Below are 25,496 nucleotides of genomic sequence, written 5' to 3'. Positions count from 1 at the left end.
GACGGTCCGCCGCCCCGACGAGTAAGACCGTCTCGCCTCAGCCGGCGACGAGCGACGCCCCCGACCGGAGGAATCCGGTCGGGGGCGCCGACGACTGCTGGTCCGGGATCAGAGCCCGGCGACGATCTCCCGCATGAGCGAGGCCGCCTCGGACGGCGTCTTGCCGACCTTGACTCCAGCGGCTTCGAGAGCCTCCTTCTTGGCCTGCGCGGTGCCGGCCGAGCCCGAGACGATGGCGCCGGCGTGGCCCATGGTCTTGCCCTCCGGCGCGGTGAAGCCCGCGACGTAGCCGACGACCGGCTTCGTGACGTTCGCCTTGATGAAGTCGGCGGCGCGCTCCTCGGCGTCTCCGCCGATCTCGCCGATCATGACGATGGCCTTCGTCTCGGGATCCGCCTCGAACGCGGCGAGCGCGTCGATGTGCGTCGTGCCGATGATGGGGTCGCCACCGATTCCGATCGCCGTCGAGAAACCGATCTCGCGCAGCTCGTACATCATCTGGTACGTGAGCGTCCCCGACTTCGAGACGAGCCCGATGGGGCCCTTCCCCGCGATCGTCGCGGGCGTGATGCCCACGAGCGACTCGCCGGGCGTGATGATGCCGGGGCAGTTCGGGCCGATGATGCGCGTCGTGTTGCCCTTGCTCTGCGCGTACGCCCACAGCTCGGCCGAGTCCCCCACGGGGATGCCCTCGGTGATGATGACGAGCAGCGGGATGCCGGCGTCGATGGCCTCGATGGCCGCGTCCTTCGCGAACGCCGGGGGGACGAACGCGATCGACACGTCGGCGCCCGTCTGCTCCATGGCCTCGACGACGGTGCCGAAGACCGGGAGGTCGACGTCGCCGTGGCTCACGGTGGTGCCGGCCTTGCGCGCATTCACGCCGCCGACGATCTGGGTCCCGGCCTTGAGCATGAGGGCGGTGTGCTTGGTGCCTTCGCCGCCCGTGATGCCCTGGACGATGACCTTGGAGTCCTTGTTGAGGAAGATCGACATGTTCTTCTGATTCCTTCTGTGGTGGTCGTCCGGTTACGCGTTGGCCAGTTCGGCGGCCTTGTCGGCGCCTTCGTCCATCGTGGCGGCGAGCGTCACGAGCGGGTGGTTCGCCTCGCGCAGGATGCGGCGGCCCTCCTCGACGTTGTTGCCGTCGAGGCGGACGACGAGGGGCTTGGTCGCTCCGTCCCCGATGATCTCGAGCGCCTTCACGATGCCGTTCGCGACGGCATCACACGCGGTGATCCCGCCGAAGACGTTGACGAAGACGCTCTTGACCTGTTCGTCGCCGAGGATGACGTCGAGACCGGCGGCCATGACCTCGGCCGACGCTCCGCCGCCGATGTCGAGGAAGTTCGCGGGCTTGACCCCGCCGTGCGCCTCACCGGCGTAGGCGACGACGTCGAGCGTCGACATGACGAGTCCGGCGCCGTTGCCGATGATGCCGACCTGGCCGTCGAGCTTGACGTAGTTGAGATCGTTCTCCTTGGCCTTGAGCTCGAGGGGGTCCTCCGCGGCCGTGTCCTTCAGCTCGTCGTGCTCGGGGTGACGGAACGCGGCGTTCTCGTCGAGCGAGACCTTCCCGTCGAGCGCGATGATGTCGCCGTCCTCGGTCAGGACGAGCGGGTTCACCTCGACGAGGGTCGCGTCCTCGCCCGTGTACACGGCGTAGAGCCTCACGAAGACGTCCGCGACCTTGTCGACGAGTTCCGCCGGGAAGTTCGCGGCGACCGCGATCTCCCGGGCCTTCGACTCGTCGATGCCCGTGATCGGGTCGACCTGGATCCGTGCGAGCGCCTCGGGCTTCTCGACGGCGAGTTGCTCGATCTCCATACCGCCCTCGACGCTCGTGAGCGACAGGTAGGAGCGGTTGGCCCGGTCGAGCAGCACGGAGAAGTAGAACTCCTGCGCGATGCGCGCGCCCGCCGCGACCATGACGGTGCGGACGGTGTGGCCCTTGATGTCGAGGCCGAGGATGGCCTTCGCGGCCTCTTCGGCCTCGTCCGGGTTCTTCACGACCTTGACTCCGCCGGCCTTGCCTCGACCGCCGACCTTGACCTGCGCCTTGACGACGACGACGCCTCCGAGCTTCTCGGCCGCGGCGCGCACCTCCTCGGGTGTCGTCGCGACGATGCCCGGGAGTACCGGCACCTCGTACTTCTCGAAAAGATCTCGGGCCTGGTACTCGTAGAGGTCCACGTGATGTTCCTATCCGCGTCGATGCAATTGTGGTCGTGACCGTGCGGCAGTCCCTCGCACCGGGTCGCGATCCGGGGAAAAAGCCGCGTCCCACTCTACTCCGCCGGAACGAGCGCTCCCGTCGGAGCGCTCGAGGGTTGCGCACACCCTCCCGTCCGTATCGTTGAGGGATGAGGCGCGTGGCGGGGATCAGGGACATCGCGGCGGAGGCCATCATCGTGGCCGCCGGCGGACGCGCGATCCTCCTGCAACTGGCCGAGCCCGCCGTCGCCCGCGGTGTCGCGCGTCACAGTGACTTCGTCGCCGCGCCGCTCCGACGCCTCGCCGGCACGCTCGACTACATCTACCTCGTCGTCTACGGGACCACCGAGGAGCGCGACGCCGCGCGCCGCCACGTCGAGAAAGCACACGCGCCGGTCCGCTCGAGCGAGGGCGAACCGCTCCCGTACGCGGCCGACGATCCGGGGCTGCAGCTCTGGGTGGCCGCGACGCTCTACGACTCGGCGATGGTGATGCACGACCTCGTGCTGCGCCCGCTCGATCCCGACGAGGCGGAACGCGTCTACCGGGAGTACGCGGTGCTCGGCACCGCCCTCGGCATGCCGGGAGAACTGTGGCCGGCCACGAGGGCCGAGTTTCGCGCCTGGTGGGACGAGCGCCTGGCCGCGCTGACCGTGAGCGACGAGGCCCGCCGCGTCGCCCACGACCTCCTGCATCCGCGGGCCCCCGGCGCCCCCTTCTGGCTGCGCGGCGTCATGCCGCTCGCGCGCCTCGTGACGGCGGGCCTCCTCGACGACCGCCTCCGCTCGGCCTTCGACCTTCCGTGGGGCCCGATCCGGCGGCGACTCTTCCGCGCGGTGCTCACGATCGCTCGAGTGGCGTGGCCGATGCTTCCGACCGGGCTGCGTCACGCTCCGGCAGTCGCCTCCCTCCGGCGCCGTCGTTCACGGTGCGCCGCCTGACCGGTCTCACCGCACGCCGCGGCCGTGATTCGAGGCGCGAGGGATCAGAGCTTCTCGATGGGAGCGATCTTGATGAGGAGCTTCTTCTGGCCGGCGGCGTCGAACGCGACGTGCGCGACGCGCTTCGTGCCCTCGCCCGTCACCGCGAGCACACGCCCCTCTCCGAAATCGGTGTGCCGGATCCGGTCGCCCGCCGCGAGTTCCAGATCGCCGTTGTCCCTCACCGTGCCCGTGACGGCGTTCGGCCACACCTTCTTCTCCGCCCGGGGAAGCGCGAAGCCGCCGTCGCGGTCGTTGTTCGGACCCTTCCAGCCCCGCGGCCCGTTCAGGGCCCCCTGCCCGTAGCCTCCACGGGAGCGCGCCGCCCCGGGCGACTGGCGCCACTCGATGAGCTCGTCCGGGACCTCCTGAAGGAAGCGGCTCGGCATCGCGACCGCGGTCTCGCCGAACTGCGCGCGCGACATCGCGAGCGAGATGTGCAGCTTCTTCCGAGCGCGCGTGATGCCGACGTAGAACAGCCGGCGCTCTTCCGCGGGACCGCCGGGCTCGTTCGCCGACATCTTGTGCGGGAGCAGCTCCTCCTCGACACCGGTGAGGAAGACCGCGTCGAACTCGAGTCCCTTCGCCGTGTGCAGCGTCATGAGCGACACCGTTCCCGACGAGTCGTCGAGTTCGTCCGCCGCCGCCACGAGCGACACCTCGGTGAGGAAGTCGATGAGGGTCCCGTCGGGGTTGTTCCGCTCGTACTCCTTCGTCACGGCGACGAGCTCCTCGATGTTCTCGGCGCGCGCCTCGTCTTGCGGGTCACGGCTCATCCGGAGGGCATCGACGAGGCCGCTCTTCGTGACGAGCAGCGTGAGGACGTCGCTCACCTTGCCCTCGGCGGCGAGCGCCGACGCCTCGTCGAGGAGGTCGCTCAGGGTGCGGATCGCTCCCGCGACCTTCGGTCCGAATCCGAGCGTGCCGGACTCGCGGAGGGCCTCCCGCAGCGACGTCTCCGCGTTGTCGGCGAAGCTCTGCAGCTGGGTCTCGGTCGCGGGACCGATGCCGCGCTTCGGTGTGTTGAGGATGCGGCGGATGGCGAGGGCGTCCGCCGGGTTCACGACGGCCGTGAGGTACGCCATCGCGTCCTTGATCTCGGCGCGCTCATAGAACTTCGTGCCGCCCATCACGCGATACGGCAGCGCCGAGCGGATGAAGATCTCCTCGAGCGCTCGCGTCTGCGCGTTCGTGCGGTAGAACACCGCCATCTGGCTGTACGGCATGCCCTCGCGGTGCAGCTTCTCGATCTCGTCGGCGACGAACTGCGCCTCGTCGTGCCCGGAATATCCGGTGTAGCCGACGATCTTGTCCCCGTCGCCGACGGACGTCCACAGCTTCTTGTCCTTCCGATCGAAGTTGTGGGAGATGACGGCGTTGGCCGCCGACAGGATGTTCTGGGTCGATCGGTAGTTCTGCTCGAGGAGGATCACCGTCGCCCCGGGGAAGTCGCGCTCGAACTCGACGATGTTGCGGATGTCGGCGCCGCGGAAGGCGTAGATCGACTGGTCCGAGTCGCCGACGACCGTGAGGGAGGCCCCCTCGATGCTCCCGTCGCCGGTGCGGACGGGCGTGTCGAAACCCGCGCGCGCGACGACATCCGCGGGTACCGGGCGCGTGAGCTCGCGAATGAGGGAGTACTGCGCGTGGTTCGTGTCCTGGTACTCGTCGACGAGCACGTGGCGGAACCGTCTCTGATAGAGCGCGGCGATGTGCGGGAACGCCCGGAAGAGGAACACCGTCTGGCTGATGAGGTCGTCGAAGTCGAATGCGTTCGCCGACGTGAGCTCTCGGGTGTAGCGCCGGAAGATCTCGAGGAACGCGACCTCGTTGGGGTCGTTCACGTTCATGTTGCGCGCGAAGGAGTCGACGTCGCCGAGTTCGTTCTTGAGCTTCGAGATGCGCGCCCCGGCATTGCCGGGCGTGAAGCCGAGCACGTCGGCGTCGAGCTCCTTGATGATGCGCTTCAGAAGCACTCGGGTGTCGGCGGAGTCGTAGATGGTGAACCCGGCCTTGAACCCGAAGTTCTCCGCCTCCCGCCGGAGGATGCGTACACACGCCGAGTGGAACGTCGAGATCCACATGCCGTCGGCCGCTCGTCCGACGAGGTGGCCGACGCGCTCGCGCATCTCGGCGGCCGCCTTGTTCGTGAACGTGATCGCGAGGATCTGGCTGGGGAACGCCTCGCCGGATCGGAGGAGCCCCGCGATGCGCCGCGTGAGAACGCTCGTCTTTCCGGAACCCGCGCCGGCCACGATGAGCAGGGCCGGGCCGCGGTACTCGACGGCCTCGCGCTGCTGAGGGTTCAGGCCGTCGAGGAGAGGATCGCCGCCGTCTCCGCCGTAGCCGCCGCCGACCTGGAGCGGTGTCGACGGATCGACGATCAGCGGCGTCGACGATTCGCGCCCTCGCTCAGAGTCGCGGGAGGAAGGGGTCTGGGCGGGAGAGGAGCTGCTCGACATGTCGATTCCAGTCTACCGGCGGGGTCCGACACTCCCCCCGTCCCGTGCACGCCCCGTCATGTCAGGGGCGACGACCCGCGAGCGCGTCGCGAGCGGCGACGCCGAGGTCCGGATGGTCGAGGAAGACGCCGTCGATCCCCGTGCGCAGCACGAGCTCGAACTCCGACTGCCAGTCACCGAACGCGTCGGCCGTGCCGCGCCGGAAGTTCGCGGCCAGGAAGCGGTTCTCGGGGCGGAGCGTCCAGGAGTACGCCCGGAGGCCACGAGCGTGCAGTCGCGACACGAGGTCCGTCGTGCCGTTGGCGATCCCGTCGTCGTCGAGCGCGAGGACGAGAGCCTTGTCGGCGCTGACCCCGTCCACGAGGCCGGCGAGGGCGTCGAGGCCGGCGTCCGTCAGCTCGTCGGCGTAGCTCCTCGCGGTGGCGCCGTCGCGCGCGACGAGATCGGCCGCGGCCCCGGAGCGCTCGACCAGGTAGACGTACTCGGCGGACAGGCCCCGGCCGGCGAGCCGCGAGAGCACCGTCTTCTCGAAGCTCTCCACGATGAGTTCGGGACGGGCGCCCCATCCGAGGCGCCTCAACTCGGCATCGACGAGTTCGTCGAGGGGAAGGCCCACGCCGTCGAAGTACGTGGCGTGCTTGAGTTCGACGGTCATCCCGAGTTCCCGGCTCTGCGAGTCGGAGGCCTCGTCGACGATCTCCACGAGGTCACGCAGCCGGAGGATCCCCTGCCGCCCGTCGAAGGAGGCCGACGACGGCCGGACACCGGGGATGCGCTCTCGCACGGTGAGCGTGCCGAGCTCCTCCCATGTGAAGTCCTCCGTGAACCATCCCGTGAGCTCCGCGTCGTCGACCCTCTTGGTCGTGCGCAGATGGGCGAACTCCGGGCGCTCGGCGACGTCGGTCGTACCGGAGATCTCATTCTCATGCCGCAAGACGAGCTCGCCATCCTTCGTCGCGACGACATCCGGCTCGACGGAGTCGGCACCGAGCGCGAAGGCGAGTTCGTAGCTCGACCTGCTGTGCTCCGGGCGGTACCCGGGAGCACCGCGGTGGCCGATGACGAGGGGGTTCTCTCGAGGGGCTGCCGGCATGCTCCCCACACTAACGAGTCACCCTCGCGAGGCCGCGTGCGAACCGGTAGCCCGCCTCCGCTCGAACCCCGTCGAGGCCCGGAATGGCGCGGGAATCGGAAGCGGTCTCCCAGCGTTGTGGGATAGCGTGGACGCATCGCTCCCGCACAGGAAGCGCCGCATCCCAGCCGCACCGACTGAGAGTAGGACCTACAGCAATGGCTTCCAACAACCCCGCCTTTAGAAACAACGCGTTCCAGGGGGGTCAGGCTGCGACGCTGAACCACGCGCAGCAAGGCCTCAGCGCCGAGGAACTCGTCCAGATGTACAACCGCCCGGCGGCCGGCTCCACGCAGACCGACCGGATGACGGTCGAGGACACCATCGCCAAGACGGGCATCTCGTTCGGTGTTCTCCTCGTCACCGCCGTCGTCGGCTGGATCTTCCCGGCACTCGCGATCCCCGCGGCGATCGTGGGCTTCGTGCTCGCCCTCGTCAACATCTTCAAGCGCGAGCCGTCACCCGCGCTCATCCTGTCGTACGCGGGCGCCCAGGGCCTCTTCGTCGGCGGTATCTCGAGCATCTTCGAGCTGCAGTGGCCCGGCATCGTGAGCCAGGCCGTCATCGCGACCCTCGTCGTCGTCGGTGTGACCCTGGCGCTCTTCGCGAGCGGCAAGATCCGCGCCTCGAAGCGGGCGACGAAGATCTTCCTCATCGCGATGGTGGGCTACGCCGTCTTCTCGCTCGTCAACGTGGGTCTCGTCATGTTCGGCGCGATCGACAGCCCCTTCGGTCTCCGCAGCGAGGTCGAGATCATGGGCATCCCGCTCGGTCTCATCCTCGGAGTCTTCGTGGTCCTCATGGCCGCGTACTCGCTCGTGCTCGACTTCGACATGATCCAGCAGGGCGTGCGCAACCGCGCTCCCCGCAAGTACGGCTGGACCGGCGCCTTCGGCATCATGGTCACTGTCATCTGGCTCTACATGGAGCTGCTGCGCATGTTCGCGATCGCTCGCGACTGACGCGTCGTCACCGCACACACGAAGGGCCGGGAGATCCTCTCCCGGCCCTTCGTGTTGTGCTCCCGCGCTCCGTGTCCGGCACAGCCCGAATCAGGCGCGGGGCGGGATCACTCCCACTCGATCGTTCCCGGGGGCTTCGACGTGACGTCGAGCACGACGCGGTTGACGCCGTCGACCTCGTTCGTGATGCGGTTCGAGATGCGCGCGAGCACGTCGTACGGCAGTCGCGTCCAGTCGGCGGTCATCGCGTCTTCGGACGAGACGGGACGCAGCACGATCGGGTGGCCGTAGGTGCGACCGTCGCCCTGGACGCCGACCGAGCGGACGTCGGCGAGCAGGACGACCGGGCACTGCCAGATCTCGGTGTCGAGTCCCGCGGCCGTGAGTTCGGCGCGGACGATGGCGTCCGCCTCCCGAAGCAGGTCGAGGCGCTCCTGCGTCACCTCGCCGACGATGCGGATGCCGAGTCCCGGGCCTGGGAAGGGCTGACGGCCGACGATGACCTCCGGCAGGCCGAGCTCGCGCCCGATCGCGCGCACCTCGTCCTTGAAGAGGGTGCGCAGCGGCTCGACGAGCTCGAACTGCAGGTCCTCGGGAAGGCCGCCGACGTTGTGGTGGCTCTTGATGTTGGCCGTCCCCGCGCCCCCGCCGGACTCGACGACGTCGGGGTACAGCGTCCCCTGCACGAGAAAGCCGATCGGGTCGCCGTCCTCCTCGACGGACTCGGCGATGAGGTCGGCTTGCGCCTTCTCGAACGTGCGGATGAACTCCCGCCCGATGATCTTGCGCTTCTGCTCCGGGTCGCTCACTCCCGCGAGCGCCGAGAGGAACTGTTCGCGCGCGTCGATCGTCACGAGGCGAACGCCCGTCGACGCGACGAAGTCCTCCTCCACCTGGCGACGCTCGTCGCGGCGCAGAAGGCCGTGGTCGACGAACACGCACACGAGTTGGTCGCCCACGGCCTCGTGCACGAGCGCCGCGGCGACGGCGGAGTCGACGCCGCCGGACAGGCCGCAGAGGACCTTGCCCGTGCCGACCTGGGCACGGATCCGCTCGACCTGATCGGCGATCACGTTGCCGGGGTTCCAGTCGGGGTCGATCCCGGCACCCCGGTGCAGGAAGTTCTCGATGACGCGCTGCCCGTACGCCGAGTGCTTCACCTCGGGGTGCCACTGCACGCCGTAGAGGCGGCGTTCGTCGTTCGCGAAGGCAGCGACGGGGGTCGAGGCGGTCGATGCGAGGACGGTGAAGCCGTCCGGCGCGGCGGCCACGGAGTCGCCATGGCTCATCCACACCGTCTGGTCGACAGGCTGGTCGTGGAGGAGCGTGCCCCCCTCGATCGCGACGTTCGCGTCGGTCGAGCCGTACTCCCGAGCGCCCGTGCGGGCGACGGTCCCGCCGAGGGCCGTGGCCATGACCTGGAAGCCGTAGCAGATGCCGAGCGTCGGCACGCCGAGGTCGAAGACCGCGGGGTCGAGCGACGGGGCACCGTCCTCGTACACGCTCGACGGGCCGCCGGACAGGACGATTCCGACGGGGTTCCGCTCGGCGATCTCCTCCGCGGAGATCGAGTGCGGCACGATCTCGGAGTAGACGCCGGCCTCGCGCACTCGGCGCGCGATGAGCTGGGCGTACTGAGCGCCGAAATCGACGACGAGAACGGGCCGCGGGCCCTCGGGAAGGTGGTCGGTCATGCTGTCGTGGCCTCCACTGACGGGGTCGACGCCGCGGATCGGCGTTCGAGGTACGAGGTGACCTCGCGCCCGATCCGGGCCTCGAGGAAGAAGGAGAGCAGCGGGACGATGCCGCCCGCGGCGATGAGCAGGAACTTCCAGAACGGCCAGCGCATGAGCGACCAGAGCCGGAAATCGCTGAAGAGGTAGACCACGTAGAACCAACCGTGGGCGATGAGGATGCCGGTCGACAGGTTGACGGCGACGGCCGTCTCCCGGGGGACGAAAGCGAGGAAGCCGTAGGGTCCGGCGAGTTCGAGCTCGTAGCCGAGGCCGTACTTGACGATCATCTCGAGGCACAGGAGCAGGAGCATGACGCCCGTGATGATCGACGCGACCGTGTAGAAGCGAAGCGCGCCGCGGACGCGCGGCAGATCGCTTTCGCGTGGTTCGAGGGGCATGCTGCCAGTTTAGTCGCCCCCGACCGCGAGGCCCGTCACGAGGAGGACTCAGCGAGCGTCGACTCGGCGAGCACCTTCTCCTCGGCCTCGCGCTCCCACGCGTCGCGGCCGAGGCGGTACCAGAAGTAGACGGCGAAGCCCGCGAAGACGACCCACTCGAGGGCGTAGAACACGTTCAGCCAGTTGAGCGTCGTCTGCGCCTCGGGTCGTGGGGAGAAGATCGACTCGAGTCCGTTCGGGGCAGCCGCAGAGATGAGATTCACGCCGTAGATGTCGGGAGAGGCGGTCTCGCGCCAGATGTTGACGAGAGCCGCTTCCGACAGCGTCGTCATCGTGAAGGGATCCGCGGCGTCCTCATCGGGCAGCTCCGGCGCCTCCGAGTCGACGATGCGCCCCGTGAGGGTGACGACGCCCGTCGGCGCGCCGCCCGCGTTCCATTCCTCGGTGACTCGCCTCGCCGTCCCCTCCTCGGCGCTCCAGCCGAGAGCGACGGCGAGAGAGGGACCGTCGGCGTCCGCACCCGTCGCGAGGTGGCCTGCGACCCACCAGCCCGTGCGTCCGTCGTTCACTCGGTCGGAGATCACGAGGAAGTCGCCCGGCACCCACTGGCCGGTGGCGTCGACGAGCCGACCGACGTCGTCGGTGCGGATCGGCTCGCCGGGTCGCACGACGTCCTCGACCGGAGTCGGGCTCTCGTCGACGCCGATGGACAACCCGGGATCGTTCGAGTCCACCGCGCGGGAGAGCTGCCACTGCCCGAGGGCCGCGAAGGCCGCGGCGATGACGAGCGCGAGCGCGAGGAGAGCAAGCCACCGCGGGCGCACGAGCGTCCGCCACAGGGGCGCCTCCGGGACGACCCGGTCGTCCGTCGCCGCGTCAACCATTCGCGTGCCCGTCCCGTTCTCGCCCGTCGCGATCGTCGAGGTCTCCCGCCATGGCCGCTTCGACGAGGGCGATGTCCTCCGCCGACATCGCGTCTCCTCGAGGTGTCCGTCGAGCAGGCTCCCCCGCTCCGAGGAGCGACGCGCGACGACGCCGACGACGCCGACGACGCGACGGGAGCAGCAACTCCCCGATGCGCTCGGACTGCGCTGCGAGCATGGGACCGCCGATCGACAGGATCAGGACATAGAGCCCCGCGAACGGCTGGATGCGTTCGTCCAGTCCCGCCGAGAGCGAGAGCGTCGCGAGGATGAGCGCGAACTCTCCCCGGTTCTGAAGGATGACCGTCGTGTTGATGCCCTCCTGCGCCCCGAGACCGTTGAGTCTCGCGACCACCTGTCCCGCGATGATGTTGAGCACGACGGTCATGAGCACCGCGCCGAGGACGGGGACGAGGACGCCGCCGAACGCCGAGGCGTCGAGGGCGAGTCCGAAGTTGAGGAAGAAGAATGCGCCGAAGACGTCACGCAGCGGCACGGCGATCGTCTCGATCCGGTTGCGGAAACGCGTGGCACCGAGGACGAGACCGATGAGGAATGCACCGATGGCGTCGGTCACGCCGAGGAGCTCGCCGATGCCTCCGAAGAGGACGGCGAGCCCGAAGAACAGGATCGTGAACAGCTCGTCGTCCTTCGTGCGCATGAGCCGCGAGACGATCCGCCCGCCGAAGCGGGCGAGCGCGAACATCACGACGATGAAGGTGAAGGACAGCGCGAGGCGTCCGACGACCGGCCAGAGTTCGGTCTCGCCCGAGAGCACGACACCGACGATGGCGAGGTAGATCGCGATGAACACGTCCTCGACGACGGTGATGCCGAGGATCATGGGCGTCTCGCGATTCGTGAGGCGGCCGAGCTCGATGAGGAGCTTCGTCACGATGGCGCTCGAGGACGTGGCGGTGATGCCCGCGATGATGAGCGCCTCCGGAGTTCCCCACCCGACGAGGAAACCGAACCCCAGGCCGACCGCCATGTTGACGAGGATGTACGTCCCGCCGGAGACGAGCAGCTTGCCGGCGTTTCCGAAGAACTCGTCCTGATCGAATTCGAGCCCGAGGTTGAACAGCAGGAGGACGAGCCCCATGACCGCGATGAGGCCGATGTAGTCGCCGTCGAGGTCGAGGGGGAACCACCCGGTGTAGGGGGACGCGAGCAGACCGACGAGCATGTAGACGGGGATGGCCGGGAGGCCGATGAGCTTCCCGAGTCGACCGAGCCCCCAGGCGAGGACGAACAGGAGCCCGACGACGACCATGTCGGCGCCGAAGTGCGATCCCTCGACGGCGGCGGCAAGCGGCATGCGCTAGTTCCCGGGCGACACGTCGACGGGGGCCTTCTTCGCCTCTCCCGTGCGGAAGAACGAGAACGCCTTCGCCACCTTCTCGGGACTGCCGGCCACGACGAGGATGTCGCCGGGGAAGACACGGAAGTCCGCCGCGGGTGCCGGGTTCGTCGACTCGCCGCGGACGACCGCGACGACCGTCAGGCCGATGATGCCGTGCTCAGCGGGATCGCCGAGGGGCTGCCCCGCGATGTGGTCCTCGTAGTCGACCGTGAACCAGTCGATCGAGAGCCCCGGGAGCTGATCGAGCGCCGTCAGCGACTCGGTGATCCGCGTTCCGCCGAGGAGTTCGGCGAGGGTGTGCGCCTCGTCCTCCGAGAGCCGGAGCGATACCTTCGTGGCGTCGGAGCCGTCCTCATCGTCCGAGAAGGTGATGAGGTCGCTGTGACCGGAACGATGGGCGATGACTCCGACCTTGCCGCCGTCGTCGGTGATGAAGGAGTGCAGGACACCGACACCGGGGAGCTTGACCCTCCGAACGTCGACCATCGCACCACTCCTTCTCTCGAGTGAGTCCAGCCTACCCGCCCGCCGCCGCCGCCCGTCCGCCGCGCCGCCTCACGCCGTACGCCGCGCGCGAACTCCCCCACAGAGCTACACCCGCACGAGGGCGCCACATACAACGAGCGCCCTCACTACCAAGGAGGTGCCCTCGCAGCGAATGCGAACCCGTCGTTCACACCGTCACCGGCACGCCATCCACACCCATCTCCGCCGACTCATGACACGCCGGCGACGAGCACCGCCATCCTCCCGGCATGCCATCACTCTTCGAATCACCGCACATCCCCTTCGAGCTGTCCTCCTCACGACGCACGGGTGGCCGCGCGCGGCCGACCGACACGAGACTCGACCTGCAGCGCGTACGTCGCGGCGTGTACATTCCGACGAGCGACTGGGCAGCGATGGGTCATGATGAGCGCTATCGCGCCTTCATACACGCGACTCTCGCCTGCTCTCCCACGACACCGACTCTCAGCCACTACTCGGCGGCCGCGATGAGACGCCTCCCGATCGTGGGCGGTTGGCCCGAGACCGTCCACACCGTCGTCTCCGAACGTGGCGGCGGGCGATCGAGCGGCGTCTACACGCGCCACCGCACATCCCACCCGCCGGAGGTCGACGTGATCGACGGTGTCCGCTGCACGAGTCTCGAGCGGACGATCGTCGACGTCGCGCGGACCGGTTCCCGCGCATCCGCACTGTCCATGGCGGATCACGCCGTGCGACTCGGCCACACGACCACCGACCGCCTGCTCGAGGAGGATCGTCGACTCGGAACCGGTCGCGGTTCGCACCAGTCGCGGGCACTGCTCGCTATCGTCGCCCCCGACGCCGCGAACGGCGGAGAATCGTTCGTCCGCCTGCTCCTTCACGATGCCGGGTTCGTCGCTCCGACCCTTCAACATCGCATCGACGACAGCGACGGACTCGTCGGGTACGTCGACTTCGCCTGGTTGGACGCCGGGATCGTCCTCGAGTTCGACGGCTTCCGGAAATATGCGACTCTCGAGTACACCGGTGGCAGCCCTGAGGACGTGGTCTGGCGCGAGAAGCGCCGCGAGGACCGCCTCAGAGCCGTGGGGCTCCGCGTCGTGCGCGCGACCTGGGACGATCTCACCGGGCCCGCTCCTCGGCTCCTCGACCTCGTCAGTCGCGCAGGAGCTCCCCGACGGCGCCTGGGCGGCAACGAGGGCGCCCGGTAGACCTGGCGCCCTCGTGCGGGTGTAGCTCTTTGGGTTATTCGGTGACGGAGGCGATGTCCGGGGCCTCGAGGCGGACGCGATCCGCTGCGGCATCGTCCGGCTGCTCCTGCGAGAGGCGCTCGGCGGCGACGCGCTTGAGGTAGTTCTGCACTTCGCTCTCCGTGCGCTCCTCGTCCCAGCCGAGCACCTCGGCCATGAGGCCCGCCGCCACGGGTGCCGCGGAGACGCCTCGGTCCCACGCCTCGATCGAGATACGCGTCCGTCGAGCCAGCACGTCCTCGAGGTGGAGCGCACCCTCGTGCGAGGCCGCGTAGACGACCTCCGCCTGGATGTAGTCGTCGGCGCCCGGCAGCGGCTCCGCGAGCTCCGGCCGCGACCTCACGAGGTCGAGCAGTTCGTCGGTCAGCACGCCGTAGCGGTTGAGGAGGTGCTCGATACGGACCTTGTGCACGCCGAATGCCCGCGCGATCTTGCCGCGCTTGTTCCACGCTGCCTGGTAACCCTCGGCTCCGAGGAGCGCGATGTCCTGCGTCGTCGACGGCGGGATCTTCCCGTCCAGGGCGTCGGCGGCAGCGTCGATCGCGTCCTTCGCCATGACCCGGTAGGTCGTCCACTTCCCGCCGGCGACGACGACGAGCCCCGGGACCGAGTGCGTCACGATGTGCTCACGCGAGAGCTTCGAGGTCTGATCGCTCTCACCGGCGAGCAGAGGCCGCAGCCCCGCGTACACACCCTCGACGTCCTCCCTCGTGAGCGGGACGGCGAGCACCTGGTTGACGTGCTCGAGGATGTAGTCGATGTCCGCCGCCGTCGCTGCCGGGTGCGCCTTGTCGAGGTTCCAGTCGGTGTCCGTCGTCCCGATGATCCAATGGCGACCCCACGGGATGACGAAGAGCACGCTCTTCTCCGTGCGCAGGATCATCCCCATCGTGGACTGGAAGCGATCCCGCGGCACGAGCAAGTGCACACCCTTCGACGCACGCACCTTGAACTGGCCGCGCTCGCCGACCATCGCCTGGGTGTCATCCGTCCACACGCCGGTCGCGTTCACGACCTGCTTCGCCCGGATCTCGAAGCGCTCCCCCGACTGCAGATCGTGCGCCTCGACTCCGACGACGCGCTGGCCGACCTTCACGAAACCCTCCACTCGCACGCGGCTCGCGACGTGCGCGCCGTAGAACGATGCCGTGCGGGCGAGCGAGGACACGTAGCGGGCGTCGTCCACCTGGGCGTCGTAATACGTGAGCCCCCCGGTGAAGGCATTCGCGGCGAGCGACGGGATCGAGCGCTGGATCTGGCGCTTCGTCAGGTGGCGGTGGTGCGGGACACCGGGCGGGCGGCCGCCGGAGTAGCTGAAGATGTCGTAAAGGAACATGCCGGCACCGATGTAGAAGCGCTCCCACACGGGCTTCGTGAGCGGGTAGAGGAAGCGCACGGGCTTGACGAGGTGGGGTGCGATCCGCTGCAGGAGGAGACCGCGCTCGATGAGCGCTTCGCGCACGAGACCGAAGTCCAGTTGCTCGAGGTAACGGATTCCGCCGTGGACGAGCTTCGACGACCGGCTCGACGTGCCGCTGGCCCAGTCCCGGGCCTCGAGGAGCCCCGTCGAGAGACCGCGCGTGACGGCGTCGAGCGCGGCACCCGTGCCCACGATCCCGCCACCGACGACGAGAATGTCGAGCTCTTTGGACTTCAGAGCCTCGATCGCCGCGGCTCGCTCCTCCGGACCGATCTTGTTGGACCGGGATACAGAATTCTGGGCCATCATCGCCTCCAGGCGTGCTCGTCGGGAGCCTCTCGGCTCCATTTCGACGCTACTGCACGGGGTAGGGGGCGACAACCACCTCCACGCGCTGGAACTCTTTGAGATCGCTGTACCCGGTGGTGGCCATCGAGCGGCGGAGCGCGCCCACCAGGTTGGCGCTCCCCTCGGCCGTCGTCGCGGGTCCGTAGAGCACCTCTTCGAGCGAACCGACCTGCTCGACGGGCACGCGTCGCCCGCGCGGCAGCTGGGAGTGATACGCCTCGGTCCCCCAGTGGAACCCTCCGCCGGGCGCGTCGGTCGCGCGAGCCAGCGTCGTGCCGAGCATGACGGCGTCGGCTCCACACGCGATCGCCTTGACGATGTCTCCGGCCGAACCGAGTCCCCCGTCGGCGATGACGTGGACGTACCGCCCGCCCGACTCGTCCATGTAGTCGCGACGAGCCCCCGCGACGTCTGCGACGGCGGTGGCCATGGGCGCGTGGATTCCGAGGCTCGCACGCGTGGTCGATGCCGCGCCGCCGCCGAAGCCGACGAGTACGCCCGCCGCTCCCGTGCGCATGAGGTGCAGCGCCGCCGTGTAGGTCGCCGCGCCGCCGACGATGACGGGCACGTCGAGCTCGTAGATGAATTTCTTGAGGTTGAGCGGCTCCTGGTTCTTCGACACGTGCTCGGCCGAGACGGTCGTGCCACGGATGACGAAGAGGTCGACGCCGGCCTCGACGACGGTGCGGTACAGCTCCTGCGTGCGCTGCGGCGACAGCGCTCCCGCGACGGTCACCCCCGCCTCACGGATCTCGGCGATGCGCTGCGTCACGAGTTCGGGACGGATGGGAGCGGCGTACAGCTCCTGCATGCGCGCCGTCGCACGATCGGCGGGAAGAGAGCGGATCTCCGCGAGCACCGGCTCCGGGTCCTCGAATCGCGTCCAGACGCCCTCGAGGTCGAGCACCCCGAGCCCACCCAGCTGGCCGATCATGATCGCCGTCTGCGGGGACACGACGGAATCCATCGGCGCAGCGATGATCGGCGTCGCGAACTGGTAGGCGTCGATGCTCCACGTGACCGACACGTCCTCGGGGTCGCGCGTGCGCCGGGACGGCACGATCGCGATGTCGTCGAACGAGTATGCCCGGCGGGCGCGCTTGGCGCGGCCGATCTCAACTTCCATGCTCACCACCCCAGCCTATCGGCGTGTGCCGACACGAACGGGATCGGGCTCGCCCGCTGTGTGCGGACGAGCCCGATGGAGGAGGTGCTCGAGTCGAACGGCGGGACACCTAACGGCGGTAGTTCGGGGCCTCCACCACGATCTGGACGTCGTGCGGGTGCGACTCCTTGAGACCCGCAGCGGTGATCCGGACGAACTTGCCGCGCTGCTTGAGCTCCTCGATGGTGCGCGCGCCGACGTAGAACATCGACTGGCGGAGCCCTCCGATGAGCTGGTAGGCGACGGCCGAGAGCGGCCCGCGGTACGGGACCTGACCCTCGATCCCCTCGGGGATGAGTTTGTCGTCGCTCGGCACGTCCGCCTGGAAGTAGCGGTCCTTCGAGTAGGAGGTGCGCTCGCCGCGCGTCTGCATCGCTCCGAGCGACCCCATGCCGCGGTAGTTCTTGAACTGCTTGCCGTTGACGAAGACGAGGTCGCCGGGGCTTTCGTCGCATCCCGCGAGGAGCGACCCGAGCATGACCGTCTCCGCACCCGCGACCATGGCCTTCGCGATGTCGCCGGAGTACTGGAGGCCACCGTCGGCGATGACCGGGACGTCGTACTCGCGAGCCGCGAGGTACGCCTCGTAGACGGCGGTGACCTGCGGGACGCCGACGCCCGCCACCACGCGTGTCGTGCAGATGGAGCCGGGGCCGACGCCGACCTTGATCGCGTCCGCTCCCGCTTCCGCGATCGCCCGTGCACCCTCCCGGGTCGCGACGTTGCCGCCGATGACGTCGACACCGGCGAACGCCGGGTCGGACTTGAGCCGACGGATGAGGTCGATGACCCCGGCGGAGTCACCGTTCGCGGTGTCGACGACGAGGACGTCCACACCCGCGTCGAGGAGGGCCTGCGCCCGCTGCCAGGCGTCGCCGAAGAAGCCGATCGCGGCGCCGACCCGCAGACGGCCGTTCTCGTCCTTCGTCGCGAAGGGGTACTTCTCGCTCTTGTCGAAGTCCTTGACCGTGATGAGCCCCTTGAGCTTCCCCGCCGCGTCGACGAGCGGGAGCTTCTCGATGCGGTGCTGGGCGAGAAGCGCGACGGCGTCCTCCGGACTGATGCCGACGGGCCCGGTGATGAGGCCGTCGCTCGTCATGACGTCGGAGACCTTCGTCGTCGACTTCTCGAAACCCGCGACGAACCGCATGTCGCGGTTCGTGACGATGCCGACGAGAGTTCCGTCGGGGTTGACGACGGGCAGGCCGGAGACGCGGAACTGTCCGCACAGCGCGTCGACCTCGGCCACGGTCGCATCGGGGGTCGTCGTGACCGGGTTGGTGATCATGCCCGACTCGCTGCGCTTGACGCGGTCGACCATCTCAGCCTGATCGGTGATCGAGAGGTTGCGGTGGATGATGCCGATGCCGCCTTCACGCGCCATCGCGATGGCCATGCGCGCTTCGGTCACCGTGTCCATCGCGCTCGAGAGGATCGGCGTCGCGACTCGGATGCGCTTCGTGAGGCGCGACGACGTGTCCGCCTCGCTCGGGATGACGTCGGTGTGCGCCGGAAGCAGCATGACGTCGTCGTAGGTGAGTCCGATAAAGCCGAAGGGGTCGGTGTCCATTGGCGCCTCTCAGTGTGCGATGTTCCCGCGGTCCTGCGGGCGCAGTCGTCGGGCCCGGCCGGTTTGTTCCATCTTAAAGCTCGATGCACGCCCGGCTATTCCCACAGTGCATAATTACGGCACGCCTTTCGACAACGGCGCGAAACATGACCGTCATGTAGAGGACGTAGCCTCAAGCACCGTCACATGGCACTGGACGAGGCACCGGCGACAACGCCGTCGCCCTCTTGGAGGTAAATCCTTGCACGCAGCTAGAACAACGGGATCCGTCCCGCGGCCCGTGGCCCTTGTCCTCGCGACGCTCTTCGCGGCTCTCGCGCTCCTCGGAATCGGGACGTCGGCCGCGTCGGCGTCGACCGACCCGAGTGAGGAACCGTCGGGCCCCGTCCTCACCATCGGAGGAGTCCTCCGCGACGGCGACGACCCCGTCGAGGGCGTCGACATCGACGTCGAGGGTGGCGGGTTCTCCGACACGGCGACGTCCGACGAGAACGGCCGCTGGAGCGTCGAGGTTCCCGAGAAGGGCGATTACACGGTCACCCTCGACACGGACACGCTCCCCGCCGGGATCGAACTCCGCGATCCCGACCGCACGACCGCCGACGTGTCCGCGGACGAGTGGCAGACGAGCAGCATCTCCCGCCTCTTCCCCCTGGGAGAGGACACCCGACAGACCTCGGGGTTCTTCGACCTCTTCATGCAGCGATTGGTCTCGGGCCTCAACTTCGGGCTGCTGGTCGCCCTCGCGGCGATCGGCATCACCCTCATCTTCGGCACCACGGGCCTCAACAACTTCGCGCACGGCGAGCTCGTGACCTTCGGCGGCATCCTCGCCTGGGTCTTCGCCGTCCTCCTCGGACTCAACATCTTCATCGCGATCCCCATCGTGGTCATCCTCGGAGCGGCGTTCGGGTACGTGCACGACACGGTCCTCTGGCGGCCGCTGCGCAAGAAGGGCGTGAAGCTCGTCCAGGCGATGATCGTGAGCATCGGTCTCGCCCTGCTCCTGCGCTACTTCTACCTCTTCAACGTCGGCGGCGACACGAAGACGATGAACGTCGGGCTCTCCGACGCCGTCGTCCTCGGGCCGGTGCGCATCACGACGGGATCGATTCTCAGCATGGTGCTGTCTGTCGTCGTGCTCGTGGCCGTCGCGCTCTTCCTCACGCGGACGCGCATCGGCAAGGCGACCCGCGCGGTGTCGGACAACGCGGCACTCGCGGCGGCGTCGGGAATCGACGTCGACCGCATCATCCGCATCGTCTGGGTCATTGCCGGCGGTCTCGCCGCTCTCGCCGGCGTCATGCTCGCCCTCTACCGCCAGGTCTCGTGGGACATGGGCTTCCAGGTCCTGCTCCTGATGTTCGCGGCGGTGACCCTCGGCGGTCTCGGCTCGGCGTATGGAGCGCTCGTCGGCTCGATCGTCGTCGGTCTCTTCGTCGAGCTGTCCACGCTCGTCATCCCCGCAGACCTCAAGTACGCGGCCGCGCTCATCGTCTTGATCTTCGTTCTGCTGCTGCGCCCTCAGGGCATTCTCGGCCGCCGCGAGCGGATCGGCTAGGAAGGAAATCATGGACTGGGGAAACATTCTCGGCAACGCCGTCGGCGAGCTCATCAGCCCGACCACCGCGGCCTACGCCCTCGCCGCCATCGGCCTCGGCGTGCACTTCGGCTACACCGGCCTGCTGAACTTCGGTCAAGCGGCCTTCATGCTCATCGGGGCGTACGGCTTCGCGATCCCGACCATCGAGTTCGGCGCGCCACTGCCGGTCGCGATCCTGTGTGCGCTCATCGCGTCCGTCCTGTTCGCGCTGTTCCTCGGGATCCCGACGCTGAGATTGCGGGCGGACTACCTGGCCATCGTGACGATCGCCGCCGCTGAGGTCGTCCGGTACATCGTGACGACGACCGGACTGACGGAGGTCACCGGAGCGGCGAACGGATTGAGCGGGTTCAAGGGCACCTTCGCCGCGAGCAACCCGCTCCCGGACGGCACCTACGGCTTCGGACCGTTCACCTACAACTCCTACGACTGGTGGGTGCGCATCGTCGGCTGGGGCCTCGTGATCCTCGCGAGCGTCCTCGTCTTCCTGCTCATGCGCAGCCCGTGGGGCCGCATCGTGAAGGGCATCCGCGAGGACGAGGACGCCGTGCGCAGTCTCGGCAAGAACGTCTTCTCGTACAAGATGCAGGCGCTCGTCATGGGTGGAGTCATGGGGTCGATCGCCGGCATCATCTTCATCCTCCCCCGCGCGGTCCAGCCCGCGAACTACACGACGGGCCTGACGTTCTTCATCTGGACGATCATGCTCCTCGGCGGAGCTGCCACGATCTTCGGTCCCATCATCGGCGCGATGATCTTCTGGGTCGTCCTCTCCCTCACCCAGGGCGTGCTCTACGGCGCCATCGAGTCCGGATTCCTCGGATTCCTGTCCACGACGCAAGCGGGCCAGATCCGCTTCATGCTCGTGGGACTGGCCCTCATGCTGCTCGTGATCTTCAGGCCACAGGGCATCTTCGGCAACAAGAAGGAGCTGAGCTTCAGTGTCTAGCGACAACGCCGCGGGTGGAACGACGGCGCCCGCCATCCCCTCGACCCACCCGCTCGTGACGGGCACCGTCGGCCCCGGTTGCGCGAAGGTCGATCCGATCGTCGTCGCCGACGGCGTCTCCCGGACCTTCGGCGGCCTCACCGCCGTCGATGTCGCGCACCTCGAGATCCCGCGCGGGAAGATCACGGCACTCATCGGCCCGAACGGCGCCGGTAAGACGACGATGTTCAACCTCCTCACCGGCTTCGACAAGCCCAACACCGGGACGTGGAACTTCAACGGCCGCTCCCTCGCGGGAGTGCCCGCGTTCAAGGTCGCGCGTGCCGGCATGGTGCGGACGTTCCAGCTCACGAAGTCGCTCGGCCGCCTGACGGTGCTGCAGAACATGCTGCTCGGAGCGACGAAGCAGCCCGGTGAGAACATCTTCACGGCTCTCGTGCGTCCGCTGTGGAAGTCGCGGGAGGCCGAGATCACGATCAAGGCCGACGAGCTGCTCGCACGGTTCAAGCTCGACGCGAAGCGCGAGGACTACGCCGCATCGCTCTCGGGCGGTCAGCGCAAGCTCCTCGAGATGGCACGCGCGCTCATGAGTGATCCGGAGCTCATCATGCTCGACGAGCCCATGGCGGGTGTGAACCCGGCTCTGACGCAATCGCTCCTCGGTCACATCAAGAACCTGAAGTCGGACGGTACGTCCGTCCTGTTCGTCGAGCACGACATGCACATGGTGACGCACATCTCCGACTGGGTCATCGTCATGGCCGAGGGCAAGGTCGTGGCCGAAGGCCCGCCGGAGACGGTGATGAAGGACCCCGCCGTGATCGACGCGTATCTCGGCGCTCACCACGACACGGATCTCGGCGACCTCACGGGCGGCCCCAACCTTGTCGAGGATGCCCGGGCCGCGGCCGAAGAGGTCCACGAGCACAAGCACCACAAGGAGGACAAGTCATGAGCGACGCGAGCATCCAGGCGGCCGGTACCGCGACGGCCGAGCGTCCCGAGGCGGTCCTCCGCACCGAGGATCTCGTCGGCGGTTACCTCCCGGGCGTCAACATCCTGAACGGCTGCTCGATCGACGCCTACCCCGGCGAGCTCATCGGCATCATCGGTCCGAACGGCGCCGGCAAGTCCACGCTCCTCAAGGCGATCTTCGGCCAGGTGAACATCCGCGGCGGAAAGGTCACGCTCAAGGGCGAGGACATCACGGGGCTCAAGGCGAACAAGCTCGTCGCGAAGGGCGTCGGCATGGTCCCGCAGAACAACAACGTCTTCCCGACGCTCACGATCGAGGAGAACCTCGAGATGGGGCTCTTCCTCAAGCCCTCGCTCTTCGCCGAGCGGTTCGAGTTCGTCGCGACGTTGTTCCCGGAGCTCGGCTCGCGCCGCAAGCAGCGGGCGGGTTCCCTGTCGGGTGGCGAGCGGCAGATGGTGGCCATGGGCCGAGCGCTCATGATCGACCCGTCCGTGCTCCTGCTCGACGAACCGTCGGCCGGACTCTCCCCCGTCCGCCAGGACGAGACGTTCCTGCGCGTCCACCAGATCAACCGTGCCGGCGTCTCGGTCATCATGGTGGAGCAGAACGCGCGGCGCTGCCTGCAGATCTGCGACCGGGCGTACGTCCTCGACCAGGGGCGGGACGCCTACACGGGCACCGGGAAGGAGCTCGCTCAGGACCCGAAGGTCATCGAGCTCTACCTCGGGACGCTCGCGGCGGATCAGGGGCACTAGAACGCGACTGATCCCACCCACGAGGAAGGCCCCCGGACAGTTGCCCGGGGGCCTTCCTCGTGCGTGCACGACGTCGTGGAGCGCGTCCTGAGGGACGCAGTCGGCGCATCGATGACGCCATGATGAGCCGGTGCGCGCCGTCGCAGCACGCCCACCTCGCCCCTCCACGGCCCTCGCCAGGCATCCTGACACCCGACGAGCACACAACTCGGATACCGCCCGGCGGTGCTCCTTGGCGACACGAACGGGGCGCCGGATCCGAAGATCCGACGCCCCGTCGTGGAGGTGCGGCGACTTAGCCGAGCGAGCCGAACTCGCTCGTCACGGGGGCGTAGGTGTTGCCCTCGCCGTACTGGTAGATGCCGATGTAGGCCTCGGTCGGGTCACCGTTCTCGTCGAACGTGATCGGACCGGAGACACCGTCGTAGTCGATGTCCGTGCCGTCGGCGAGGAGCGTGGCGCACGCGTCGAACGATTCGCACTTCTCGCCCTCGGTGGAGACGGCCTGCAGCTGGCTCTGGATGCCGGGGCCCGAAGCGTCGTCCGCGGCGATCGCGGCGAGAGCCATGAGCATGACGGCGTCGTAGGACTCCGCAGCGTAGCTGTAGTCGGTCAGGTCGGAGTTGATGCCGAGGAGGCGCGACTTGAAGTCGTCGTTCGCGAGAACGCCGGGGAGGGTGCCCTGAGCACAGTTGAGCGTGCCTTCGTCGAAGTCGGCCGAATAGTCGGCGAGGTTGCCGTCGACGAAGTAGACGTCCTCACCCGGGAAGCCCTGGGTGCCGACGAGCTCGGGGATGATGACCTTCGTCTGATCGAACGCGATGAGCGCGATGGCGTCGGGGTCCTCGGCCATGACCGCGTCGATCTGCGAGCTGAACTGGCTGTCACCCTCGTTGAAGGCCTCTTCCGCGACGATCGTGCCGCCCGCTGCCTCGACGGCCGTCTTCACGTTCTCGGCGAGGCCGGTACCGTACGCATCGTTGAGGTAGAGGAGACCGATGTTGGTCGCGCCGTCGTCGACCATGAGGTTGCCGAGCACGCGCCCCTGGAGGACGTCGGACGGCGCGGTGCGCCAGTAGTAGCCGCCGTCGTCGTAGGTCGTGAAGTCGGGCGAGGTGTTCGCCGGCGAGATCTGGACGACCTGAGCGCCCGTGACCTGGTCGATGAAGGTGAACGAGACGCCGGAGGACGCGGCGCCGACGATGCCGGACACGCCCTGGCTGAGCAGGTCGGTCGCGGACTGCGTCGCGATGTCCGTTGTGGTGTCACCCGAGTCGCGGTGAATGACGGCGGCGTTTCCGCCGAGCACACCGGTCTCGGACGCGTTGATGTCCGCGATGGCGAGGTCGACGCCTGCGATCTCGGGCGGGCCGAGGAACGCGAGGGTTCCCGTCGTGGGCAGGATCGAGCCGAGGGTCAGGGTCGTCTCGCGATCCTGAGCTGCGGTGATCTCCGCGGGCTCGAGCTCCGTCGTGGTCTCGGCGGCTTCGGGTCCACATGCCGTCGTGCTCGCGTCGGGCTCTTCCTCGTCGGTCCCTCCGCCGGATGCCGAACAGGCGGTCAGCAGCAGCGTGCCGATACCGACCGTGGCGATACCGACGCCGACGCGCCGGCGGAGTGAACGCGAGGGGCTCGCGAATGCGCTCATGGTGCTCCTTCAATTACCTCAAATAGAGAAGATCGCGGCAGCAGGGTCTACCGACGCGTGCAGCCAAAGCTAATGGCGGGTAGAACCAGAAACAATACGGTGCTGTTACGGCCATGTAACGCGACCGAATCGTTACATTCCGTGGTTCCGAGCCGGCGCAGCCACGGAATCCGTCGATCAGCGCGAGACGGCGCCGGGAGAACGGGACGCTCGTGTGGCCATCACGAGGTCGAGGACGAGCACCACGAGCGCGAACCAGACGAGGGCGAAGCCGATCCAGCGCTCGACGGGCATCGCCTCCTGTTGGACGACGACACCGACGATGAACTGGAGCACCGGAGCAAGGAACTGAACGAGGCCCATCGTGACGAGCGGGAGCCGCCTCGACGCTGCGGCGAAGAAGAGGAGCGGGACGGCGGTGATGACGCCGGAGAGGACGATGAGCAGCACGTGCCACGGTCCGGCCGCACCGAACGTCACGCCCGTCGTCAGGGACACGATCACGAGCCCGACGATCGCCAGCGGGATGAGCGAGAAGCTCTCGATCGTGAGGCCCGACAGTGCGTCGACGCTGCCCCCGACGCGCTTCTTGATGTATCCGTAGAGCGAGAAGGACGTGGCGAGGATGAGCGCGATCCAGGGGATGTCGCCGTACCCGACGGCGAGGACCACGACCGCGACGAGTGCGATCCCCACCGCGAGCCACTGCGCGCGCCTGAGCCGCTCCCGAAGGAGCACCACCCCGATGACGACCGTGAAGATCGGGTTGATGAAATAGCCGAGCGCCGCATCGACGACGTGTCCCGTGAGGGCGCCGAGCACGTAGGTCTGCCAATTGACGAAGATCAGCAGCGAAGCGACCACCATGACCGCCATGGTGCGGCCGTCGCGGAGGACCGCACCAAGTCGCGACCACGAGCGCGTCACCGTGAGGAGCGCGAGACAGAAGACGAGAGAGAAGACGATCCGCCACGCGACCACCTCGATGGGCCCAGCCGGGACGAGCGCGAGGAAGAAGAGCGGGAGGAGACCCCAGAGGACGTAGGCCGACGCCGCATAGGCGAGTCCGCCGCTCGACCCCACTCCCGGCCCGTCGACGCGGGACGAGGACCGCCTCGCCGCCGTCCCACCCTCTGCCGTCACCGTCTGA

21 protein-coding genes are annotated in these 25,496 nt (G+C 68.2%); 7 read left to right on the top strand and 14 right to left on the bottom strand.

Going from position 1 to position 25,496, the window contains the following annotated elements:
• Positions 1-108: 108 nt before the first annotated feature.
• Positions 109-996 carry a succinate--CoA ligase subunit alpha gene (sucD, locus tag ELQ92_RS06445; RefSeq protein ID WP_128498184.1) on the bottom strand — a complete coding sequence of 296 codons (888 nt, stop codon included), beginning with the start codon at positions 994-996 and terminating at the stop codon, positions 109-111.
• A gap of 33 nt (positions 997-1,029) precedes the next feature.
• Positions 1,030-2,193, bottom strand: a complete 1,164-nt coding sequence (gene sucC, locus ELQ92_RS06440) for an ADP-forming succinate--CoA ligase subunit beta (RefSeq protein ID WP_128498183.1) — start codon at positions 2,191-2,193, stop codon at positions 1,030-1,032.
• A gap of 170 nt (positions 2,194-2,363) precedes the next feature.
• Between sucC and ELQ92_RS06435 the strand changes: the two genes are divergently transcribed.
• Positions 2,364-3,155, top strand: a complete 792-nt coding sequence (locus tag ELQ92_RS06435) for an oxygenase MpaB family protein (RefSeq protein ID WP_128498182.1) — start codon at positions 2,364-2,366, stop codon at positions 3,153-3,155.
• Between the two features lie 44 nt (positions 3,156-3,199).
• On the opposite strand, the gene ELQ92_RS06430 is transcribed toward ELQ92_RS06435, so the two are convergent.
• Positions 3,200-5,656, bottom strand: a complete 2,457-nt coding sequence (locus ELQ92_RS06430; protein WP_128498181.1) for an ATP-dependent helicase — start codon at positions 5,654-5,656, stop codon at positions 3,200-3,202.
• Positions 5,657-5,717: 61 nt separating this feature from the next.
• Positions 5,718-6,749, bottom strand: a complete 1,032-nt coding sequence (locus tag ELQ92_RS06425) for a glycerophosphodiester phosphodiesterase family protein (protein ID WP_128498180.1) — start codon at positions 6,747-6,749, stop codon at positions 5,718-5,720.
• A 197-nt stretch (positions 6,750-6,946) separates the two neighbouring features.
• Between ELQ92_RS06425 and ELQ92_RS06420 the strand changes: the two genes are divergently transcribed.
• Positions 6,947-7,750, top strand: coding sequence for a Bax inhibitor-1/YccA family protein (locus ELQ92_RS06420; protein WP_128498179.1), 804 nt, complete (start codon positions 6,947-6,949; stop codon positions 7,748-7,750).
• Positions 7,751-7,857: 107 nt separating this feature from the next.
• Here the strand turns inward: ELQ92_RS06420 and guaA are convergent, their stop codons facing one another.
• From guaA to ELQ92_RS06395, 5 genes are read right to left on the bottom strand one after another with little or no spacing between them, the layout of a single operon-like run.
• A complete protein-coding gene (gene guaA / locus ELQ92_RS06415; RefSeq protein WP_128498178.1) occupies positions 7,858-9,444 on the bottom strand; it encodes a glutamine-hydrolyzing GMP synthase in 1,587 nt (528 codons plus the stop codon).
• Positions 9,441-9,884 (bottom strand): DUF3817 domain-containing protein, encoded by a 444-nt coding sequence (locus tag ELQ92_RS06410; RefSeq protein ID WP_128498177.1) that lies wholly within the window; start codon positions 9,882-9,884, stop codon positions 9,441-9,443. The genes guaA and ELQ92_RS06410 overlap by 4 nt, the downstream gene beginning before the upstream one ends.
• Positions 9,885-9,919: 35 nt before the next feature.
• Complete coding sequence (locus ELQ92_RS06405) at positions 9,920-10,768, bottom strand: SURF1 family protein (protein WP_128498176.1); 849 nt, start codon at positions 10,766-10,768, stop codon at positions 9,920-9,922.
• Entirely contained in the window at positions 10,761-12,125 is a 1,365-nt protein-coding gene (locus tag ELQ92_RS06400; protein ID WP_128498175.1) for a cation:proton antiporter, read from the bottom strand. The genes ELQ92_RS06405 and ELQ92_RS06400 overlap by 8 nt, the downstream gene beginning before the upstream one ends.
• A gap of 3 nt (positions 12,126-12,128) precedes the next feature.
• Positions 12,129-12,656, bottom strand: coding sequence for a cation:proton antiporter regulatory subunit (locus tag ELQ92_RS06395; RefSeq protein ID WP_128498174.1), 528 nt, complete (start codon positions 12,654-12,656; stop codon positions 12,129-12,131).
• Between the two features lie 269 nt (positions 12,657-12,925).
• On the opposite strand from ELQ92_RS06395, the gene ELQ92_RS06390 reads away from it, so the two are divergent.
• Positions 12,926-13,873 (top strand): hypothetical protein, encoded by a 948-nt coding sequence (locus ELQ92_RS06390; protein WP_128498173.1) that lies wholly within the window; start codon positions 12,926-12,928, stop codon positions 13,871-13,873.
• A gap of 34 nt (positions 13,874-13,907) precedes the next feature.
• Here the strand turns inward: ELQ92_RS06390 and ELQ92_RS06385 are convergent, their stop codons facing one another.
• From ELQ92_RS06385 to guaB, 3 genes are all read right to left on the bottom strand, one after another.
• Positions 13,908-15,638 (bottom strand): glycerol-3-phosphate dehydrogenase/oxidase, encoded by a 1,731-nt coding sequence (locus ELQ92_RS06385; RefSeq protein WP_128498172.1) that lies wholly within the window; start codon positions 15,636-15,638, stop codon positions 13,908-13,910.
• A gap of 49 nt (positions 15,639-15,687) precedes the next feature.
• A complete protein-coding gene (locus ELQ92_RS06380; RefSeq protein WP_128498529.1) occupies positions 15,688-16,806 on the bottom strand; it encodes a GuaB3 family IMP dehydrogenase-related protein in 1,119 nt (372 codons plus the stop codon).
• Between the two features lie 109 nt (positions 16,807-16,915).
• Positions 16,916-18,415, bottom strand: coding sequence for an IMP dehydrogenase (guaB, locus tag ELQ92_RS06375; protein WP_128498171.1), 1,500 nt, complete (start codon positions 18,413-18,415; stop codon positions 16,916-16,918).
• Positions 18,416-18,695: 280 nt separating this feature from the next.
• On the opposite strand from guaB, the gene ELQ92_RS06370 reads away from it, so the two are divergent.
• From ELQ92_RS06370 to ELQ92_RS06355, 4 genes are read left to right on the top strand one after another with little or no spacing between them, the layout of a single operon-like run.
• Complete coding sequence (locus ELQ92_RS06370; RefSeq protein WP_243694905.1) at positions 18,696-19,976, top strand: branched-chain amino acid ABC transporter permease; 1,281 nt, start codon at positions 18,696-18,698, stop codon at positions 19,974-19,976.
• A gap of 10 nt (positions 19,977-19,986) precedes the next feature.
• Positions 19,987-20,967 (top strand): branched-chain amino acid ABC transporter permease, encoded by a 981-nt coding sequence (locus tag ELQ92_RS06365; RefSeq protein WP_128498169.1) that lies wholly within the window; start codon positions 19,987-19,989, stop codon positions 20,965-20,967.
• Between the two features lie 34 nt (positions 20,968-21,001).
• Positions 21,002-21,922 (top strand): ABC transporter ATP-binding protein, encoded by a 921-nt coding sequence (locus ELQ92_RS06360; protein WP_128498528.1) that lies wholly within the window; start codon positions 21,002-21,004, stop codon positions 21,920-21,922.
• Positions 21,919-22,698 (top strand): ABC transporter ATP-binding protein, encoded by a 780-nt coding sequence (locus tag ELQ92_RS06355; RefSeq protein ID WP_128498168.1) that lies wholly within the window; start codon positions 21,919-21,921, stop codon positions 22,696-22,698. Before ELQ92_RS06360 ends, ELQ92_RS06355 begins: the two co-directional genes overlap by 4 nt.
• A 295-nt stretch (positions 22,699-22,993) precedes the next feature.
• Here ELQ92_RS06355 and ELQ92_RS06350 read toward each other — a convergent pair whose 3' ends face one another.
• A complete protein-coding gene (locus ELQ92_RS06350; RefSeq protein WP_128498167.1) occupies positions 22,994-24,346 on the bottom strand; it encodes an ABC transporter substrate-binding protein in 1,353 nt (450 codons plus the stop codon).
• Positions 24,347-24,523: 177 nt separating this feature from the next.
• A complete protein-coding gene (gene rarD, locus ELQ92_RS06345; protein WP_128498527.1) occupies positions 24,524-25,429 on the bottom strand; it encodes an EamA family transporter RarD in 906 nt (301 codons plus the stop codon).
• Positions 25,430-25,496 lie beyond the last annotated feature (67 nt).

Origin of the sequence: Labedella populi (genome assembly GCF_004078655.1) — a bacterium.
GTDB lineage: Bacteria > Actinomycetota > Actinomycetes > Actinomycetales > Microbacteriaceae > Labedella > Labedella populi.
Note: the sequence above shows the minus strand (reverse complement) of the source record. Positions and strands in the feature narration are given on the sequence as shown.

Excerpts from the sequence above, each read along its gene's own strand:
- sucD (WP_128498184.1), bottom strand. The coding sequence starts at position 996 with ATGTCGATCTTCCTCAACAAGGACTCCAAGGTCATCGTCCAGGGCATC.
- ELQ92_RS06435 (WP_128498182.1), top strand. The coding sequence starts at position 2,364 with ATGAGGCGCGTGGCGGGGATCAGGGACATCGCGGCGGAGGCCATCATC.
- ELQ92_RS06430 (WP_128498181.1), bottom strand. The coding sequence starts at position 5,656 with ATGTCGAGCAGCTCCTCTCCCGCCCAGACCCCTTCCTCCCGCGACTCT.
- ELQ92_RS06425 (WP_128498180.1), bottom strand. The coding sequence starts at position 6,749 with ATGCCGGCAGCCCCTCGAGAGAACCCCCTCGTCATCGGCCACCGCGGT.
- ELQ92_RS06420 (WP_128498179.1), top strand. The coding sequence starts at position 6,947 with ATGGCTTCCAACAACCCCGCCTTTAGAAACAACGCGTTCCAGGGGGGT.
- guaA (WP_128498178.1), bottom strand. The coding sequence starts at position 9,444 with ATGACCGACCACCTTCCCGAGGGCCCGCGGCCCGTTCTCGTCGTCGAT.
- ELQ92_RS06410 (WP_128498177.1), bottom strand. The coding sequence starts at position 9,884 with ATGCCCCTCGAACCACGCGAAAGCGATCTGCCGCGCGTCCGCGGCGCG.
- ELQ92_RS06405 (WP_128498176.1), bottom strand. The coding sequence starts at position 10,768 with ATGGTTGACGCGGCGACGGACGACCGGGTCGTCCCGGAGGCGCCCCTG.
- ELQ92_RS06400 (WP_128498175.1), bottom strand. The coding sequence starts at position 12,125 with ATGCCGCTTGCCGCCGCCGTCGAGGGATCGCACTTCGGCGCCGACATG.
- ELQ92_RS06395 (WP_128498174.1), bottom strand. The coding sequence starts at position 12,656 with ATGGTCGACGTTCGGAGGGTCAAGCTCCCCGGTGTCGGTGTCCTGCAC.
- ELQ92_RS06390 (WP_128498173.1), top strand. The coding sequence starts at position 12,926 with ATGCCATCACTCTTCGAATCACCGCACATCCCCTTCGAGCTGTCCTCC.
- ELQ92_RS06385 (WP_128498172.1), bottom strand. The coding sequence starts at position 15,638 with ATGGCCCAGAATTCTGTATCCCGGTCCAACAAGATCGGTCCGGAGGAG.
- ELQ92_RS06380 (WP_128498529.1), bottom strand. The coding sequence starts at position 16,806 with ATGGAAGTTGAGATCGGCCGCGCCAAGCGCGCCCGCCGGGCATACTCG.
- guaB (WP_128498171.1), bottom strand. The coding sequence starts at position 18,415 with ATGGACACCGACCCCTTCGGCTTTATCGGACTCACCTACGACGACGTC.
- ELQ92_RS06365 (WP_128498169.1), top strand. The coding sequence starts at position 19,987 with ATGGACTGGGGAAACATTCTCGGCAACGCCGTCGGCGAGCTCATCAGC.
- ELQ92_RS06355 (WP_128498168.1), top strand. The coding sequence starts at position 21,919 with ATGAGCGACGCGAGCATCCAGGCGGCCGGTACCGCGACGGCCGAGCGT.
- ELQ92_RS06350 (WP_128498167.1), bottom strand. The coding sequence starts at position 24,346 with ATGAGCGCATTCGCGAGCCCCTCGCGTTCACTCCGCCGGCGCGTCGGC.